This is a genomic window from Acinetobacter sp. YH12100 (assembly GCF_013419135.1).
GTDB classification, from domain to species: Bacteria; Pseudomonadota; Gammaproteobacteria; order Pseudomonadales; family Moraxellaceae; genus Acinetobacter; species Acinetobacter pseudolwoffii.
The window spans coordinates 89355-106173 of record NZ_VPAQ01000006.1; the positions used below are offsets into that span (position 1 = coordinate 89355).

Consider the following 16819-nt stretch of genomic DNA (forward strand, 5'->3'; position numbering starts at 1 on the left):
ATGAGCTTCTTAGGTAAGTTAGGTCCAGATGCAATTCCTTACGATCCAATCGTATTGGCAACTGTTGCAATGATGATCTTGGGTGCTATCGCAGTTGTTGCTGGTATTACCTACTTCAAAAAATGGGGCTACTTGTGGAACGAATGGTTCACATCTGTAGACCATAAAAAAATTGGTATCATGTATATCTTCGTATCTGTGATCATGCTGGTGCGTGGTTTCGCCGATGCGATCATGATGCGTCTTCAGCAGTTCCTTGCAAAAGGTGGCGGCGAAGGTTATTTACACCCTGAGCATTACGACCAGATCTTTACCGCGCATGGCGTGATCATGATCTTCTTCGTGGCAATGGGTCTTGTAGTTGGTTTAATGAACATCTCTGTGCCGCTTCAAATCGGTGCACGTGACGTTGCATTCCCATTATTGAACTCACTCAGCTTCTGGTTATTTGCCGGCGCTGCGGGTCTGATGATGGTTTCACTTGCGTTAGGTGAATTCGCTGCAACAGGCTGGATGGCATACCCTCCACTGTCAGGTATCGAATATTCTCCAGGCGTAGGTATGGACTACTACATCTGGGCACTGCAAATTTCAGGTCTAGGTACGCTATTAACGGGTGTTAACTTCTTTGTTACCATCATCAAAATGCGTGCGCCTGGCATGAAACTCATGGAAATGCCAATCTTTACCTGGACATCTTTATGTACAGCAGTATTGATTATTGCTGCTTTCCCGGTGTTGACTGCAACAATTGCAATGCTAACGCTTGACCGTTACTTCGATTTCCACTTCTTTACAAATGACCTGGGTGGTAGCCCAATGTTGTATGTAAACCTGATTTGGACTTGGGGTCACCCAGAAGTGTATATCTTGGTATTACCAGCATTTGGTATTTACTCAGAAGTTGTTGCGACTTACTCGCGCAAAGCATTGTTCGGTTACAAATCCATGGTGTATGCAACAGTAGCAATCACAGTATTGTCATTCGTTGTATGGGTTCACCACTTCTTTACTATGGGTGCAGGTGCCAACGTTAACGCGTTCTTCGGTATCATGACCATGATTATTGCGATTCCTACAGGTGTGAAGATCTTCTCTTGGTTGTTCACCATGTACAAGGGTCGCATTGTTTACACAACCCCAATGCTGTGGACACTTGGCTTCCTTGTGACTTTCGGTATCGGTGGTTTAACAGGTGTATTGATGGCGGTTCCACCAGCGGACTTCCTGGTACACAACTCTTTATTCCTGATCGCTCACTTCCATAACGTAATTATTGGTGGTGTAGTATTTGCGATGTTCGCAGGTATCATCTTCTACTGGCCGAAAATGTTCGGTTGGAGACTGAATGAAACTTGGGGTAAAGCAGCATTCTGGTTCTGGTTCTTCGGTTTCTACTTTGCATTCATGCCACTTTATATCCTTGGTTTCATGGGTATGACTCGTCGTCTGAATACATTTGACAACCCAGATTGGGACCCATATGTAAATATCGCGATGTTCGGTTCAGTTCTTGTTGCACTTGGTATCGTATGTTTCGTTATGCAAATCGTGGTTGGTTTCTTACAACGTGACCAACGTCTAGATTTGACTGGCGACCCATGGGATGGCCGTACGCTTGAATGGTCGACATCTTCTCCTGCTCCGTTCTATAACTTTGCTCATCTTCCAAAGATCAATGGTATTGATACTTTCTGGGTTGAGAAAGAAAATGGTGTTGCATATGCAAAACCAACGAAGTATGAAGATATCCATATGCCAACGAATCGTGCTGCTGGTTTCGTTATCGCGATGTTCATCACTGTAATGGGCTTCGGTTTAATCTGGCATATCTGGTGGTTAGTAGTTGTTACGTTCATTGCTTCTATCATTAGCTTCATCGTGTCTTCTTTCACCAAGAAAGTGGATTACTATGTTCCTGCTGCTGAAGTTGAGCGTATTGAAAACGAACGCTATGCGATTCTTGAAAAACACTTGAAGAAGGACTAAGACAATGGCTGAAGTACTTCATCACGATAACCACGGACACGATGAGCATCATCACGATGATACTGACATCACCGTCTTTGGTTTCTGGACTTACTTGATGAGTGACCTTGTCCTGTTCGGTACACTCTTCATTGCGTTCGCTGTTTTAAGTAGCCACATTCCTGTGGGTACTCCAAGTGCGAGAGACCTGTTTGGCGACTCTTTAGGTTTCGTTCTGACTGAAACCTTCGCTCTCTTGATCTCTTCTGTAACCTTTGGTTTTGCAGTTCTTGCTGCATACAAAAAAGACGTTGCAAAAGTACTGACTTGGTTAGCGATTACTTGGGTATTCGGTGCTATCTTCATCGGCATGGAACTATATGAGTTCAATCACTTAGTTCATGCGGGTCACGGTCCAAGCACAAGTGCGTTCTTATCTGCGTTCTTTACCTTGGTAGGTACGCACGGTATTCACGTAACTTCTGGTCTGGTCTGGATGATCGTGTTAATGGTTCAAATCAAGAAATATGGTTTGACTCTTGCAAACACGCGTCGTCTAGCTTGCCTAAGCTTGTTCTGGCACTTCCTTGACATCGTTTGGATCTGTGTATTCAGCGTAGTTTACTTGATGGGAGTTCTGTAATGAGTCACGATCACAACTCAGCTGGTGCATCACACGGTAACGTTAAGCAATATACAATTGGCTTCGTACTTTCTGTCATCCTTACCGTAATTCCATTCGGTATGGTGATGGCAGGCGGTTTTGAACGCGGTATCTTGATTGCAGTAATTGCGATTACTGCGGTTGCTCAGATTCTTGTGCAGTTAATTTACTTCCTGCATATGAACTCTTCTTCAGAGCAACGCTGGAACGTGATTGCGTTCGTGTATACCATCTTAACCATCGCTATTCTTTTAGTAGGTTCTGTATGGATCATGAATTACCTACACTACAACATGATGATCTAAACTGGTCGTCATGTTGAAAAAGTATTTATTCCTGACTAAGCCAGGAATTCTCTTCGGTAACTTTGTTACCACTTTGGGTGGCTACTTCGTAGCCACTCAAGGTTCTGTAGATTTCCTTCTCCTGCTTATTACCCTTCTCGGTACTACGCTTGTCGTAGCATCAGGATGTGTGGTCAACAACGTGATTGACCAGGACATCGACCAAAAAATGCAGCGCACACAAAATCGTGCTCTGGTCATCAAAACCATCTCTGAACCTGTTGCCCTGGCTTTTGCTCTGGTCTTAGGCCTCATTGGTTTTAGCATTTTATGGTTCTGGGTAAATGCGTACGCTTTTCTTTTCGCGGTGATTGGTTTTGTTGTATATGTTGGTTTCTACAGCCTATGGACAAAACGAACCACAATTCATCAAACTGTAGTCGGCAGTATTTCTGGTGCAGCTCCGCCTGTCATTGGTTATACCGCTGTGGCCAATCAATTTGACCTGGGTGCATTACTGATCTTTTTAGGTTATGCGTTGTGGCAAATGCCTCACTCATGGGCAATTGCGGTTTACCGCTTTGATGATTACAAAAATGCAGGCATTCCCATTTTGCCTGTGGCGCGCTCGATTCATCGTACCAAGATCGAATCACTTTTGTATGTGGTGTTATTCACCCTGACCATGAATGCATTATTTGTATATGGCTATGCCAATTGGTTGTATGCAGTCATTTTAAATCTATTGTGCATTTACTGGTTGTATATCGGTGTCATTGGATTTAAAGCTGAAAATGATCAGCTTTGGGCAAAGAAATATTTTCTGTTCTCTGTCATCCTGATTACCGTGATCAGTATTGTATTTAGCTTTACTTCAACTGCGCCATCTACACAGATAGTATTTTTTTAAAAAGATAGAGAGTTCGTCTCTATCTTTTTTTATTTCAGAATCAACGTCTCATATGTTCATGCATCGGTTGCATCGCATGGCAGTCATAACACAAAGCACTCAAATTGATTAAACGGTTATCGGCTTTATTACCATTAATATGATGCGTATGTAAATTTGCATGATCGTGAGTACAATCTTTTGTACATGCTTCACAGCGCCATTGTTTCGATTTTCTGTATTTATAGGAAATATACTTCCAGTCCATTTGATATTGATTAGCTACAATATCATTTTGGTCTGTATATAACACTTGAATCATCGCCTGATAAAATTGTGGCTCAAACTTGAGATAAAAATCACTTAAGTCTAATTTTTTGGATATCTGGTTTTTTTCCATCGGTGTCATCGAAGTTTTATAGCCGTTTAACTTTAATTGACTTAGACAGTATTTACAGACATCCAAATCATACTCACCACTTTTAATTTGGTTTGTATAATTTGAAATAAAGCGAATTTTACGAATTTTATCTGTGCGTGCTGAACACACATAACGCTGTATACGCCCAGCAGCCTTCATTTCTTTGAGCTTATGACAATGACAAATGTGTAATTTAGGCAGACTCTCTTCTTGCTTATTTCCCTGAAAAGCATCCTGAATATTCAGAGAAACCATCACACCTTTATAATAAAGCAAACCCGAAGGAGAGCTTGTAATATCACCAATATCAACCTCGACACCTTCATGCAAATCATATAAATCTGCGTAGGTAATACCATTGCGAAAGGGTAAATCAGTAATATCTAAAAGCTTTGCTTTCATTTGACTTCTTAATTCATTTAAGAAGTCACTAGTTAAAAAATCAACGAGCTGCATTTGAATCACCATAGGCAACAGCACGAATTCTATCTTCAGCGGTTGTCACCACTCTAAATTCTACACGTTGTGATGCACCGTAATGCTCTCTATTAGAGCCACTCGCAGGTTGCCCATTTTTACCTAAAGGTGCAGCCGAAGAAAATCCAATTGCTCTGAATTTACGTTTTAACCACGCTTTTTCTACCGTTGTTAATAATGAACTTTGTAGTAAATAAATTAAGGTATTTTGTGCACGTGTTTGAGAAAGCTGCATGTTACGAATATAAGCCTCTTCCTCACCAACACCTTTTGCCCAGAAACTTGACGTATGCCCTTCAATACGAATTTCTTTAATATTATCAACAAAACGATCTTGCATCACCGAACGAATATAAATAGGGAAATATTCATTCAGTGCCTGCTTAAATTCAGCACTTAAATCTGCTGAACCTGCCTTAAAAAGAATTTCCTCATTATTAAAGCGCACTGTTAAGTCAGGACTTAGAGTTGCACCCCACTTGGTCAATTTACTTTGTAGCTTTTGCTCTAATTGCGAATGTAATTGTTGTTCATCCGCCTTAAAAATTCGTGGGATATCGACTGATTCTTTAACACGTATCATGTAAATGACACTAATAAGCAAAAACACCATCATCAGTGCAGTCATAATATCGCTTAAACTAATCCATTGATCAGAATTCGTTGCACGCTGACGCATAAAGGGCAACATTAAGATCTCACTCCCTGATCAATCGAGTCGATAATATTTTTTAAATTTTCTGTAATTGGCTCATAATCTTGTGCAAACTTAGTTGAAAGTGCACCTAATTGCTGAGCGAGTGTGATCAATGACTGATTCAATGTCTGCTGCAATTGAGTTTCAATCGTGCTTAAACCATCGCTTAATTGCTGCTGCGTCTGTTCAAATGATTGCTTCATTTGCTTTTGCATTTGTTCAGCTTGCTGTGCAGACGTTGTTTGTATCTGTAGCGCACGCGCATGACTAGACTCCAAATAGTCATGAATTTCAGTAAAGATCGTTTCGGTCAGTTGATTGATTTTATCCATTTGCGATTCAGTCTTGTTAAAACTCTCTGCAAACAATTGACGCGTTTGATCAACCTCTACAAGTTTTGCATCCAAAGCGCCATAGAAATGCTCAATACGGTTGTTAAACTCATAGTTGGTATGATCAATGGATTGAATGGCTTGCTCTACTTGTAAAATAATTTGCTTAAAACCATCCACATTATGCAACACAGTTGAAAAATCATTTTTCACCTGTTCAATCTGAGACAACATTCCCTCATAATTTGTGGTCTGTTGTTCTACGTGAGATGCGTATTGCTCCTGCCAATCTACCAAACGGTTTACAGATTGATTAAGTTGCTTAAAGTTTTCACCCAAACTATCTGTTAAATTTTCATTGAAACGTTGAATTGCTTGTTCCAGGGCCTTAATGAAAATATCAGTGGTCTGTTCTGCTTGCTTTTGTGCAAACGAAACAAATTCGTTTCTTAATTCTGCGATTTCACCTGCAATATAACCTTGTGTACTGCGTTGAATTTGCTCAATACCACCTAAACTACTACTGATCGATTGAAGCATTTCTTGCATATTATTTTTATTATTTTTATCTAAATTTAGGCCAAAATTTTCAATGGCTTTTACTAAATTCTGATGATGATTTTGATTATCAGTATAAATTTTTTCTAAAAATTGGCTCTGCTTTGCTAAAATTTGATGCTCTTCATAAAACTGCTGCACCTGCTTATCTGCCTGTAAATCAGTATCATTTTCTTTAAACTTAATAAGTGCATGAAATTTAATTAAAATTGAAGCAAGAATACCTGCAAATGACCCCCAAAATGCAGTTTTAATACCATTTACTAGAGTCGATAGACTTCCCGTTGGATCCTCTGTGTCAAAGCCCGCAAGCCCCAAAGCAACACCAAAGAAGGTAAAGCCAATCCCTATTGTAATCAGTAAACTTGGGTAAGCAGGATTAGCCTTTTCATGCAAGCGATCTAAACGAATAAAATAAATAAAGAAAACAACAATAACTACAATTGCAAGGAAATGAAAAATTTTGGAAAAAACATCAAGAAAATCTAACATGACAGAGGGAAAGGAAATAAAATTATGTGAATAGTATCACTATAAATAATTGTTCCCACAAAAAACTTCAATAAACACAAAAGAATAAATATAACTTAATATTTGAATTTAGCTATTTCAAAGCTATGACTTGTATTTTAAACCTAAACCCTCTAAAATTCTTGGCTCGCAAACACTGCGACACAACCTTGGTTGTGACTCCTTGCTTCAATTTACTTAAATTGGGGCTGTCCAAACCGTAAGGAGCTGACAATGCGTCATTACGAAATCGTACTTTTAGTACACCCTGATCAAAGCGATCAAGTCGTTGGTATGGTAGAACGCTACCTAACTCACATCAAAGAAGCTGAAGGTCAAATCCACCGTCTTGAAGACTGGGGCCGTCGTCAATTGGCTTACCCAATCAACAAGATCCACAAAGCTCACTACATTCTTATGAATGTTGAGTGTGGTCAGACTACTCTTGATGAGCTTGAAGAATTGTTCCGTTATAACGATGCAATCATTCGTAGCCTTATCATCCGTCGTGAAAACGCAATCACTGAAGAGTCACTATTGGCGAAAAGTGCTGAAGAAAAACGTGCGCGTAAAGCTCAACGTGAAGAAGCACAACACGCTCAAGACTCTGCTGAAGCTTAAGGAGAACATAACATGGCACGTTTTTACCGTCGTCGCAAGTTCTGCCGCTTTACAGCTGAGAACGTTACGTACATCGACTACAAAGATATCGACACTTTAAAACAGTACATCACTGAAAACGGCAAGATTGTTCCTAGCCGTATTACAGGTACTAAAGCTCGTTACCAACGTCAATTGGCGCTAGCTATTAAACAAGCTCGCTTCTTGTCTTTGATCCCTTACACTGACAATCATAAGTGAGGTTGAGCTGTGGATATTATCTTATTACAACGCATTAAAAACCTAGGTAAACTAGGCGATAAAGTATCAGTTAAAGCTGGTTATGGCCGTAACTTCCTTATCCCACAAGGTATGGCAGTTGCTGCAACAGAATCAAACACTGCTGCTTTTGAAGCTCGTCGTGCTGAACTTGAGAAAGCTGAAGCTGATGTTTTAGCTGCTGCTCAAGCACGTGCTGACCAATTGAACGAAGTAAATATCGTAATCACTGCGAAAGCTGGTGACGAAGGTAAACTATTCGGTTCTATCGGTACTCGTGACATCGCTGACGCGTTGACAAATGCTGGTCTAGAAGTAGACCGTGCAGAAGTACGTCTTCCAAATGGCGCACTTCGTCACACTGGCGAATTTAACATCGCAATCCAATTGCACCATGATGTTACTGCAGAAGTTCTGGTTACTATCGTAGCTGAGTAATTTCTCGCCTCAAAAAGAGCATGCGAAAGCATGCTCTTTTTTTATCTATAAAAAAATGACAGGTATCTCCTGCTTAAAAATTATTTTATTACCCATACAAATGAAAATTTACCCTTCGCATTTGATTTCAGAACGCGTATGATTTCATGTCGTAGTGAATAAAAGCTATTCATCTCCGATAATGTTTAACCATTGTATTTAAAATCAGGGATTTATATGTCACAGGCGAATGCCAGCAAAAAGCCGACCAGCGCTAATATCGAAATCAGTACTGAGAACAGCAATCTCAAGGAATTTCGTACTCCACCGCACAATTTAGCGATTGAACAAGCCGTACTTGCTGCATTAATGACCGTTGCCGAATCTTTTGAACAGGTCGGTGATGTGCTGACTGAAAATGATTTTTATGCGACCCGACATAAATATATTTTCCGCGCCATTGATCAACTCTCTAAAGAAAACTCACCTTATGATGCGGTACTGGTGCATGACTGGCTGATCAAGCAGAACTTGCTGGATGCCATTGGTGGTGAAGAATATCTGATGCAGCTCATGGCAGACTCGCCATCGAGTTTCTACAACCTGGAAACCTATGCAGGCAAAATTAAAGAATTCTCGACCCTGCGCAGCATGATTAAAGTCAGCTCTGAAATTTTACAAAATGCCTATGACACCAAAGGCCGTACCGTCAGTGAAATTTTGGACTTGGCTGAAACCAATATTTTCTCGATTGCAGAACAGCATAATAATAATGCCAAGGCGCAAGGGCCTAAACCGATTAACTCTGTCGTTGCCGATGTTTTTGATAAATTGAATGAATTATCACAAATGGAAGGTAGCATTACCGGTTTAACCACAGGTTTTGTGGAACTGGATAATAAAACCTCAGGCATGCAATCCGGCGACCTGATTATTGTCGCAGCGCGTCCGTCCATGGGTAAAACCACTTTTGCCATGAATCTGGTCGAAAGCGTTTTATTTAATAACAACCTGCCGGCGCTGGTCTATTCTATGGAGATGCCAGCGGATTCGATTGCCATGCGTTTGATTTCGTCATTTGGCCGTGTGCATCAGGGGCATTTGCGTTCAGGCAAAATGGACAGCGATGAGTGGTCAAAAGTGACCAGTACCATTGTGCATTTACAGGAAAAAAACCTGTATATCGATGATTCCTCTGCCCTGCCACCAACTGAATTACGTTCCCGTGCCCGTCGTATTGCCAAAATGCATGGTGGCAAACTCGGCTGTATCATGGTCGATTATCTTCAGTTGATGAAAGTACCCGGTATGGGCGACAACCGTGTCGGTGAGATTTCGGAAATTTCACGAAGCTTAAAAGCACTGGCTAAAGAAATGCAGTGCCCTGTCATTGCACTTTCCCAGTTAAACCGCGCCCTGGAAAACCGCCCCAATAAACGCCCGGTGATGTCCGATTTACGTGAATCCGGTGCAATCGAGCAGGATGCCGATTTGATCATGTTCATTTACCGCGACGAGGTTTATAACAAGGAATCAAAGGAAGCCGGCACTGCTGAAATTATTATTGGTAAGCAGCGTAACGGCCCGATTGGTACGGTACGTCTGGCTTTCGAAGGTCAATATACCCGTTTTAGTAATCTCTCACCTGAGTTTTATGCTCAGTATGATGATGAAGAGTAAACAAGCTCAATCATCAGATTTCCATCGTCCCTCCAGGAGTAATTTAGGGTGCGCCAAGCTACAGTTTATATTGACAGTGCAGCACTGCAATATAATTTAAACCGTGTCAAACAACTTGCCCCAACCGCTAAAATCGTCAGTATGGTCAAAGCCAATGCTTACGGACATGGAGTTAAAGACTGCCTGGCAGCCTTAAGTGCAAGCGATGCTTTTGGTGTCGCATGCTTACAAGAAGCCCTGGAAATTCGTGAACTGGGTTATCAACAGCCGATCACGCTCATCGAAGGTGTTTTTGTTGCAGACGAAATGCCAATCGTGATTGATCAGAATATTGAAGTGATTGTGCATCAGCAGGCACAGGTCGATTGGCTCTTGGCACATAAAGATGCTTATATCGCCAAAGACCTGAAAGTCTGGGTCAAGCTGAATAGCGGGATGAACCGTCTTGGCTTTAAAATTGATGTAATTAAAGACGTGATCAATCAACTCAAAGCTGAAGGTTTTACTTGTGTTTTGGCGATGCATTTTGCCAATGCCGATGCTGATCACCCGCTGAATGATGAACAAATCCGTCAATTCTTAGAAATTAAAAATGACTGTGCACCATTGATGGGTTCATGTTGTAACTCAGCAGCCATTTATAAATATCCAGAATTGCATTTTGATTTTGTCCGTCCCGGGATCATGCTTTATGGCGCGACTCCATTTGCAGATCGTGATGTGCATGATCTGGATTTAAAACCAGTCATGACCTTTACTGCCGAAGTGATTGCGCTCAACCATATCAAGGCAGGTGAGCATGTCGGTTATGGTTCAACATTTACAGCTGAGCAAGACATGACACTTGCGATTGTTTCAATTGGCTATGGTGATGGCTACCCTCGTGCTTTCCCGAAACAGAACTATGTGGCGATTAATGGCCAGCAAACGCGTGTCATTGGTCGTGTAGCAATGGATATGATCGCGATTGATGTAACTGCTATGCAGGTAAAACCTGGTACTCAAGTCGAACTTTGGGGGAATACCCGTTTGGTCGATGATGTTGCTGAAGCCAATGGCACCATTGGTTATGAACTGTTATGCAGACTCAGTCATCGTCCGCTACGTAAAGTTATTTGAGTTGATCCTCAGAGCCAAAAAAGTCCAACAGAAGTTGGGCTTTTTATTTAAGCTGATTTTTGTTCTTCAGCCTGCTCTAAACTCAATTTCTCTAATAAAGCATCGACATGATGTTGCTGAAAGGCAAAAGGATTAAAGTCATTAAATCCCATGTCCTGACAGAATTGCTGGATTTGACTGCGTTTAGAAATATACTTCATCGACCAGTCGGGGAAACTCGGATATTCGATTTCCTTGGTCTCAAACAATTTAATATCATGATGGCGAGGATCTTTATTGAGTCTCTCGAGCAGCAGACTTTTTAAGGTTAAACACTCACCTTCCAGACATTGAAAAAAATAACCATCGGCAAAATACAGCACTCCTGTGACTTGATAGCGATGATTAAAATCACGTGCTTCTTTCAGGATATTGGTCAGATCTTCAAGCAAATCAACTTTAGAAGACGTACTTTTACTGGCGTAACAAAATTGGTACATGCGCTAACTTATCTATTTTTATTATGCTGGTGCACAGAAGTTCATACTGTACGCGAAAAAACTGAACCAGAATACCTTTTACAGAAAATATTCATTCGATGGAACAGGTAGCGCTGCCAGTCCTTTTTTCAAGGTGTCTGACCATTGCCGGCTGATCGACGTGAAATATTCATCATCTTCGGCAATACGTTTACCCCTCGGCATCATTAAACTGTCTTTTTTATACACCAGCACATCGAGTGGCATACCGACCGATACATTGGAACGTAAGGTCGATGCAAATGAAATGAGCGAACAACGCAGAGCTTCATCCAGCGGCATATCATAAGTCAAGGCGCGATCCAATATCGGCTTGCCATATTTACTCTCGCCAATCTGGAAATACGGCGTATCCCGCGTGGCACAGATAAAATTTCCTTGCGGATACACATGATAGAGCTGCATTTCTTGATCTTTGAGCTGACCACCCACCAGTAAATTACAATAATAATTACTCTGTTCCAAAATGTCGCTGGTGACATTGGCGATGACTCTCTTAAGCGTGCTCCCGATCAGTTCAGCCACATCAAACATGGTATGCAGACTGAGTATATTGGGTTCCTGCTTCAATTCTAGCTGATTTTTGATACGCCCAATTACGGCTTGTGTTGTGGCCAGATTTCCGGAGGCCTGTATGACGATCATACGCTCCCCAGGAATACCAAAGGTATACAGTTTGCGAAAGACAGAAATATGATCTACTCCGGCATTGGTCCGTGTATCACTAATAAAAAGCATACCTTGCTCTAAACGTAGCGCACAACAATACGTCATTCTTTTGTCCTTATTAACATCCTAGTACCTGAACAATGGAATGCATGGATTCCACACCGCCCTTCTCCCTCACACCACGTACCGGTGCTACATCCCAATAATCCCGCCCAATGGCCACATAAATATGCGAGCTTGGACTAAACAGCAGATTACTCACATCAAAACAATACCATGTCTGCTCTACAAACACCTCTGCCCAGGCATGACTGGCCAGATGTGAAGCATTTTGTGCATATAAATAGCCAGAAACATAACGGGCAGCTAAGCCCAGATATTTACACATGGCAATGAAAATATGACTATGATCCTGACAGACCCCCTGACGTGCTTCAAAGGCATCTATGGCAGAGCCTTGCACTGAGGTGCTATTGGAAATATAAGGGACATGTTCCAGCAAGGCCTGTGCCAGTTCAATCAGATGTTGACGGCTTAATGCAGGGACATGAGCTTGTGCAAAATTTTTCATTGCTGCATTACATTGCGTTGATTCGGTCGGCTGTAAAAAAATATTGGGATTGATTGAATCATTCAGTCCAGTCTGATGCGCGGGATTCAGCTCGACAATCCCTTGCGCCATGATCGTTAAGGAATAATAAGGTTCACGCTGGTTACAGGTCATCCACAGATTATGAAAGGCATCTTTTCGGATTTCTTTATTCCCCGGTACACTAATATCCCAGGAATGCACCCGTTGATGCGCATTGCTCGAAGGCATCATTTTGATGTACTGAATACTGTTCCTCACCTCAGCTGTATACATATAATGCGTTTGGTGATTCACCATCAATTTCATACATCTGCCTCAAACAGTTGATGGATATGGTCGCTAAACTGATAGAACTGAATCCGGTTCGGTTCTGTACGCAACTGTTCCCAGTATTGCTCCAGGTCACCCCAGCCCATTTCCACTAGAATTCTGACTACATCATCGATCTTGCACAGTGTCGTACTGGTTTCTTCACCAAGTCGTAACTGATGATCGAGCTGTTCGACACATTGTCCCAGGCTAAAGAACAGAAAAATATCGGCAGATTCAGCTTCCAGAATATCTTCACATTCAGTCACCACTTCACAAATATAACCAGCATTTTTGTCTGCAGTTTTGATCAGTTTCATTAGTTCTGCATAGCCTGATGCAGACAATACTCCGCGTAGTTCCTGAATATTATCTTTAGCCACTTTAAACTGCTGGCTAAAAGATGCGGTCTGAGTTGAATCTAGTACCAATTCATTTAAGGAACTGGCATCAAAAGCGGGTAAACAAAAAGCATGTGCATAGGCCACAGCTGCTTCGTCTTCTAAAAATGGAAAGCGCGCACATAAAAAATGAGTGCGAGATAAATAACGCCCTAACCAAAAAATATGTTGTGCATTGCTATTCAGCAAAACCATGACATTTTCCTTCTTTGGAATATTATGAATGTAAATTGTCGACTACCCAGGTATCTTTAATACCGCCACCCTGTGATGAATTCACCACCAGTGAACCGGGCTGCATCGCTACACGTGTCAAGCCACCCTGCACAATTTCAGTACGGTAAGGCGAGCTTAAGACAAATGGGCGCAAGTCAATATGACGTTCAGCAATACCAAAATTGGTCAAAGTCGGACTAACCGATAAGTCCAAAGTTGGCTGCGCAATATACAAATGCGGCGCAGCTAAAATTTTCTCCCTGAAAAATTCAATTTGCTGTTTCGAAGCCTGTGGCCCAATCAGCATGCCATAACCACCCGAACCCTGAGCTTCTTTTACCACCAGCTGGTCCAGATGGGCCAACACATAGCTTAAATCTTGCTGATTACGACATTGATACGTCGGAACATTTTTTAGTATTGGCTGTTCACCCAAATAAAAATGAATCATTTTATCGACATATGGATAAATCGATTTGTCATCTGCGACACCTGTACCCGGTGCGTTGGCAATCAGGACATTATTTTGTAAATAAGCTGACATTAAGCCAGGTACACCCAGGGTACTCTCCGGTTTAAAGCATAATGGATCGAGATAAGCATCATCGACCCGTCTATAAATAACATCGACTCTTTGGCGACCACGTATAGTTTTTACATAAACCTTCGAGTCATCAACAAAAAGATCACGTGATGTTACCAACGGTACATTCATTTCTCTTGCGAGAAAGGCGTGCTCATAGTAAGCACTATTAAAACGCCCTGGCGTCAGCACTACGACAAAGGGTTTGTCGACATGGGCATTTTCGATCAGGATTTCTTTTAAAAGCTGGGGGTATTGCTCAATTCCAGCAATCTTGGACTGTTCAAATATTTTCGGCATCAGCTTTTGGCTAATCTTACGGCATTCCAGCATATAAGAGACACCCGATGGCGTTCTAAGATTGTCCTCCAAGACATAAAATTTGCCCTTGGAATCACGTATTACATCAATGCCACTAATCTGGCTATAAATCCTGCCTTTCAGGCTATGTTGATACATATGCGGCTGATAAGCCTCATGCGTCAAAATCTGGAGTTCAGGAATGATATTGGCTTTTAAAATATCCTGTTGATGATAAATGTCATGTAAAAACAGATTCAGTGCGCGCACGCGTTGTGCCGACCCCAGAGCCACCATATTCCACTGTTTGCGGTCAATCACTCGTGGAATGATATCGAAAGGAATGCTTCGCTCTACCCCCTCTTTATCTTCGTAAACCGTAAAGCTAATGCCATGATGTAAAAAATGTTCTTTTGCCACCTGATTCAGAGCATTCAATTCATCCAGCGTGTGTTGGGATAACCATTCTTCCAGTCTTTGACTTGCCTGACTGGACATGACTTGCTCATCCTGCATTTCATTAAAGAATTTTGAAGACAACTGTTGAAATAAAAGTTGTGGATTTGCTGTAGTCGATACCGTTGCTGTTTTAGCCTCTATAAAATTTTTCCCAAGATTCGGAGAAGTAAATTTATCAATCGTTTCAATCACATTTGTATCCTGATTTCCTTTAAGCATACAAACCCTCGTATTATCATCTATTTTAATTTAATCAAAGCAATATCTATGCCAGCACATCTATATTCCGCCTATCATTAATCTAGGAACTACCATTTAAACTCAATGCTATTTCTTGCCAAGTTATTTTTAGTTTGTAGGACAATTGTTGCGTTTAAGGACTTGCGAAAAAATGTGAGTTTTCTTATTGTGTTAATCTAAGTTCAAATCCCGTCTTTTATTGCCAGTAAAATACACTATGTCAGCACAAGAAAAAGAAACCTCGAACAGCCTGTATCGCCAATGGCAAATCTTGTCGCGTCTTTCTACCGGCAAATGGATGGGAACACGTGAATTACAGGAAATCCTGAATCGCGAAGGAATTGATATCAGCCTGCGTACCATTCAGCGTGACCTGAACCAGATTGCGCAGCGCTTTCCAATCGAAAGCAGCAAGACCACACCACAAGGCTGGCGTTGGCGCTCAGATGCACCGTTGCAAAGCTTGCCGCATATGACCAGCTCACAGGCGGTCACCTTTATGATGGTCGAAGAACATTTAAAACATTTGCTGCCACCGAGCCTGATCGAAGAAATGAATCCCTGGTTTGATCTGGCACGCCGCAGTCTGTCCTCGCAAAACAATGTCCGCCAATGGATTAATCGGGTACGGATTGTGCCAGCCACCCAACCGCTCATTCCACCTTTCGTGGATAAGACTGCACAGCAGGCGGTATATGAAGGCTTGTTGCAGGACAAACAGCTGGAATGTGTCTATCAGGGCCGCGGTCACAACAGCGAAGAAAAGACTTATATCCTCAATCCACTGGCTTTGGTGCAAAAAGGCTCCATCATTTATCTGGTCTGTACCCGTCATGACAAATCTGATATTCAGACCTTTGCCCTGCACCGTTTTAAATCGGCAGTAGTTCTCAATTCACGTGCCCTGCATCCGGTGAATTTTGATATTGATGACTATATCGATTCTGGTGCATTGGGCTTCCGGGTGGATTTCAATCACCCTACTGAAAATGTCATGCTAAAACTGAGCATGTCGGAATCGGATGCACATTATTTTGAGGAAAGTCAGCTCAGTAAAGATCAGAAGATTGAAAAACTGGACAATGGTATGTCGCTGATTAGTGCAACGGTTCCTTTTACTTCACAACTGGTGTGGTGGCTGCGCAGCTTTGGTAAAAAGATTAAACATATTGAACCCAGTATGGTGTCCAATGCAGTTAGCCAGATGGATGAGGAAAACCCTTAACCAAATGGATTTCATTCAGCTTTAATAATTCCAGAATAAAAAAATCCCCAGATTGGGGATTGGAGAATTATGCTTGTATTTTTATGATTGTTCTGGTGGTCTACCGCTGTACCAACCTGCTTTTCTCTAATACCCCGAAATGCAGATTGGATGAAACCTCAATATTTAAACAGAACTGAGACATGAGCAAGCCAGTTCGGCATTATTAAAGCGAATGGATTTTTTTGTCATGGTTTATAACTCCTGTATGGGTGATAAATCGACTATAAAAGCATTCACTCTGCCTGTGAAATAAATAGAATATATGTGCTTTGCATATTTTTTCTATAGGAATTTTTCCGCAAAATTTATCTGCAATTGCTACTGATTGATTGCCTGTCTGGGTATGATTTTTGGCAAGTTTATAAAATTG

General features: G+C 41.5%; 18 protein-coding genes. 10 read left to right on the forward strand and 8 right to left on the reverse strand.

All coding sequences use genetic code 11. The annotated features are described in order from the left end of the window. From cyoB to cyoE, 4 genes are read left to right on the forward strand one after another with little or no spacing between them, the layout of a single operon-like run. Positions 1–1989 (forward strand): cytochrome o ubiquinol oxidase subunit I, encoded by a 1989-nt coding sequence (gene cyoB / locus FTU40_RS06015; RefSeq protein ID WP_074383225.1) that lies wholly within the window; start codon positions 1–3, stop codon positions 1987–1989. Between the two features lie 4 nt (positions 1990–1993). Further along, complete coding sequence (gene cyoC / locus FTU40_RS06020) at positions 1994–2611, forward strand: cytochrome o ubiquinol oxidase subunit III (RefSeq protein WP_005097238.1); 618 nt, start codon at positions 1994–1996, stop codon at positions 2609–2611. Then, positions 2611–2937 carry a cytochrome o ubiquinol oxidase subunit IV gene (locus tag FTU40_RS06025; RefSeq protein WP_005097239.1) on the forward strand — a complete coding sequence of 109 codons (327 nt, stop codon included), beginning with the start codon at positions 2611–2613 and terminating at the stop codon, positions 2935–2937. Before cyoC ends, FTU40_RS06025 begins: the two co-directional genes overlap by 1 nt. 10 nt (positions 2938–2947) lie before the next feature. After that, complete coding sequence (gene cyoE, locus FTU40_RS06030; protein ID WP_005097240.1) at positions 2948–3826, forward strand: heme o synthase; 879 nt, start codon at positions 2948–2950, stop codon at positions 3824–3826. Between the two features lie 40 nt (positions 3827–3866). On the opposite strand, the gene FTU40_RS06035 is transcribed toward cyoE, so the two are convergent. Genes FTU40_RS06035 through FTU40_RS06045 form a run of 3 tightly spaced genes read right to left on the reverse strand, consistent with a single transcriptional unit; the run spans position 3867 to position 6782 of the window. After that, positions 3867–4682: a hypothetical protein gene (locus FTU40_RS06035; protein WP_180040159.1), complete on the reverse strand. Its 816-nt coding sequence runs from the start codon at positions 4680–4682 to the stop codon at positions 3867–3869. Continuing rightward, entirely contained in the window at positions 4669–5382 is a 714-nt protein-coding gene (locus FTU40_RS06040) for an OmpA family protein (protein ID WP_218944650.1), read from the reverse strand. Before FTU40_RS06040 ends, FTU40_RS06035 begins: the two co-directional genes overlap by 14 nt. A gap of 11 nt (positions 5383–5393) precedes the next feature. Then, positions 5394–6782 carry a hypothetical protein gene (locus FTU40_RS06045; RefSeq protein ID WP_180040161.1) on the reverse strand — a complete coding sequence of 463 codons (1389 nt, stop codon included), beginning with the start codon at positions 6780–6782 and terminating at the stop codon, positions 5394–5396. A 252-nt stretch (positions 6783–7034) separates the two neighbouring features. Between FTU40_RS06045 and rpsF the strand changes: the two genes are divergently transcribed. The 5 genes from rpsF (at position 7035) to alr (ending at position 10895) form a co-directional block, all read left to right on the forward strand. Beyond that, the gene (rpsF, locus tag FTU40_RS06050) at positions 7035–7421 is read left to right on the forward strand and encodes a 30S ribosomal protein S6 (protein WP_004278789.1); all 387 of its coding nucleotides are present in this window, start codon (positions 7035–7037) and stop codon (positions 7419–7421) included. Between the two features lie 12 nt (positions 7422–7433). Next, entirely contained in the window at positions 7434–7661 is a 228-nt protein-coding gene (rpsR, locus tag FTU40_RS06055; RefSeq protein ID WP_005097242.1) for a 30S ribosomal protein S18, read from the forward strand. Positions 7662–7670: 9 nt separating this feature from the next. Further along, entirely contained in the window at positions 7671–8117 is a 447-nt protein-coding gene (gene rplI / locus FTU40_RS06060) for a 50S ribosomal protein L9 (RefSeq protein WP_004645413.1), read from the forward strand. 216 nt (positions 8118–8333) lie between these two features. Next, positions 8334–9776 (forward strand): replicative DNA helicase, encoded by a 1443-nt coding sequence (gene dnaB / locus FTU40_RS06065; RefSeq protein ID WP_005097243.1) that lies wholly within the window; start codon positions 8334–8336, stop codon positions 9774–9776. 48 nt (positions 9777–9824) lie between these two features. Further along, entirely contained in the window at positions 9825–10895 is a 1071-nt protein-coding gene (gene alr / locus FTU40_RS06070) for an alanine racemase (RefSeq protein ID WP_100355351.1), read from the forward strand. A gap of 47 nt (positions 10896–10942) precedes the next feature. Here alr and FTU40_RS06075 read toward each other — a convergent pair whose 3' ends face one another. From FTU40_RS06075 to FTU40_RS06095, 5 genes are all read right to left on the reverse strand, one after another. Then, positions 10943–11374, reverse strand: a complete 432-nt coding sequence (locus tag FTU40_RS06075) for a BLUF domain-containing protein (RefSeq protein ID WP_005097246.1) — start codon at positions 11372–11374, stop codon at positions 10943–10945. Positions 11375–11452: 78 nt separating this feature from the next. Next, positions 11453–12187: a proteasome-type protease gene (locus tag FTU40_RS06080; protein WP_005097248.1), complete on the reverse strand. Its 735-nt coding sequence runs from the start codon at positions 12185–12187 to the stop codon at positions 11453–11455. 13 nt (positions 12188–12200) lie between these two features. Next, the gene (locus tag FTU40_RS06085; protein ID WP_100355354.1) at positions 12201–12980 is read right to left on the reverse strand and encodes a transglutaminase family protein; all 780 of its coding nucleotides are present in this window, start codon (positions 12978–12980) and stop codon (positions 12201–12203) included. Beyond that, on the reverse strand, positions 12977–13579 hold the full coding sequence (locus FTU40_RS06090; protein WP_005097250.1) for an alpha-E domain-containing protein: 603 nt from the start codon (positions 13577–13579) through the stop codon (positions 12977–12979). Before FTU40_RS06090 ends, FTU40_RS06085 begins: the two co-directional genes overlap by 4 nt. 22 nt (positions 13580–13601) lie before the next feature. Then, positions 13602–15161 carry a circularly permuted type 2 ATP-grasp protein gene (locus FTU40_RS06095; protein WP_180040163.1) on the reverse strand — a complete coding sequence of 520 codons (1560 nt, stop codon included), beginning with the start codon at positions 15159–15161 and terminating at the stop codon, positions 13602–13604. Positions 15162–15399: 238 nt separating this feature from the next. On the opposite strand from FTU40_RS06095, the gene FTU40_RS06100 reads away from it, so the two are divergent. Continuing rightward, entirely contained in the window at positions 15400–16407 is a 1008-nt protein-coding gene (locus FTU40_RS06100; protein WP_005097252.1) for a YafY family protein, read from the forward strand. Positions 16408–16819 lie beyond the last annotated feature (412 nt).

Coding starts and splice junctions, on each gene's coding strand:
- cyoB (WP_074383225.1), top strand. CDS start 1: ATGAGCTTCTTAGGTAAGTTAGGTCCAGATGCAATTCCTTACGATCCA.
- cyoC (WP_005097238.1), top strand. CDS start 1,994: ATGGCTGAAGTACTTCATCACGATAACCACGGACACGATGAGCATCAT.
- FTU40_RS06025 (WP_005097239.1), top strand. CDS start 2,611: ATGAGTCACGATCACAACTCAGCTGGTGCATCACACGGTAACGTTAAG.
- cyoE (WP_005097240.1), top strand. CDS start 2,948: ATGTTGAAAAAGTATTTATTCCTGACTAAGCCAGGAATTCTCTTCGGT.
- FTU40_RS06035 (WP_180040159.1), bottom strand. CDS start 4,682: ATGCAGCTCGTTGATTTTTTAACTAGTGACTTCTTAAATGAATTAAGA.
- FTU40_RS06040 (WP_218944650.1), bottom strand. CDS start 5,382: ATGCGTCAGCGTGCAACGAATTCTGATCAATGGATTAGTTTAAGCGAT.
- FTU40_RS06045 (WP_180040161.1), bottom strand. CDS start 6,782: ATGTTAGATTTTCTTGATGTTTTTTCCAAAATTTTTCATTTCCTTGCA.
- rpsF (WP_004278789.1), top strand. CDS start 7,035: ATGCGTCATTACGAAATCGTACTTTTAGTACACCCTGATCAAAGCGAT.
- rpsR (WP_005097242.1), top strand. CDS start 7,434: ATGGCACGTTTTTACCGTCGTCGCAAGTTCTGCCGCTTTACAGCTGAG.
- dnaB (WP_005097243.1), top strand. CDS start 8,334: ATGTCACAGGCGAATGCCAGCAAAAAGCCGACCAGCGCTAATATCGAA.
- FTU40_RS06075 (WP_005097246.1), bottom strand. CDS start 11,374: ATGTACCAATTTTGTTACGCCAGTAAAAGTACGTCTTCTAAAGTTGAT.
- FTU40_RS06080 (WP_005097248.1), bottom strand. CDS start 12,187: ATGACGTATTGTTGTGCGCTACGTTTAGAGCAAGGTATGCTTTTTATT.
- FTU40_RS06085 (WP_100355354.1), bottom strand. CDS start 12,980: ATGAAATTGATGGTGAATCACCAAACGCATTATATGTATACAGCTGAG.
- FTU40_RS06090 (WP_005097250.1), bottom strand. CDS start 13,579: ATGGTTTTGCTGAATAGCAATGCACAACATATTTTTTGGTTAGGGCGT.
- FTU40_RS06095 (WP_180040163.1), bottom strand. CDS start 15,161: ATGCTTAAAGGAAATCAGGATACAAATGTGATTGAAACGATTGATAAA.
- FTU40_RS06100 (WP_005097252.1), top strand. CDS start 15,400: ATGTCAGCACAAGAAAAAGAAACCTCGAACAGCCTGTATCGCCAATGG.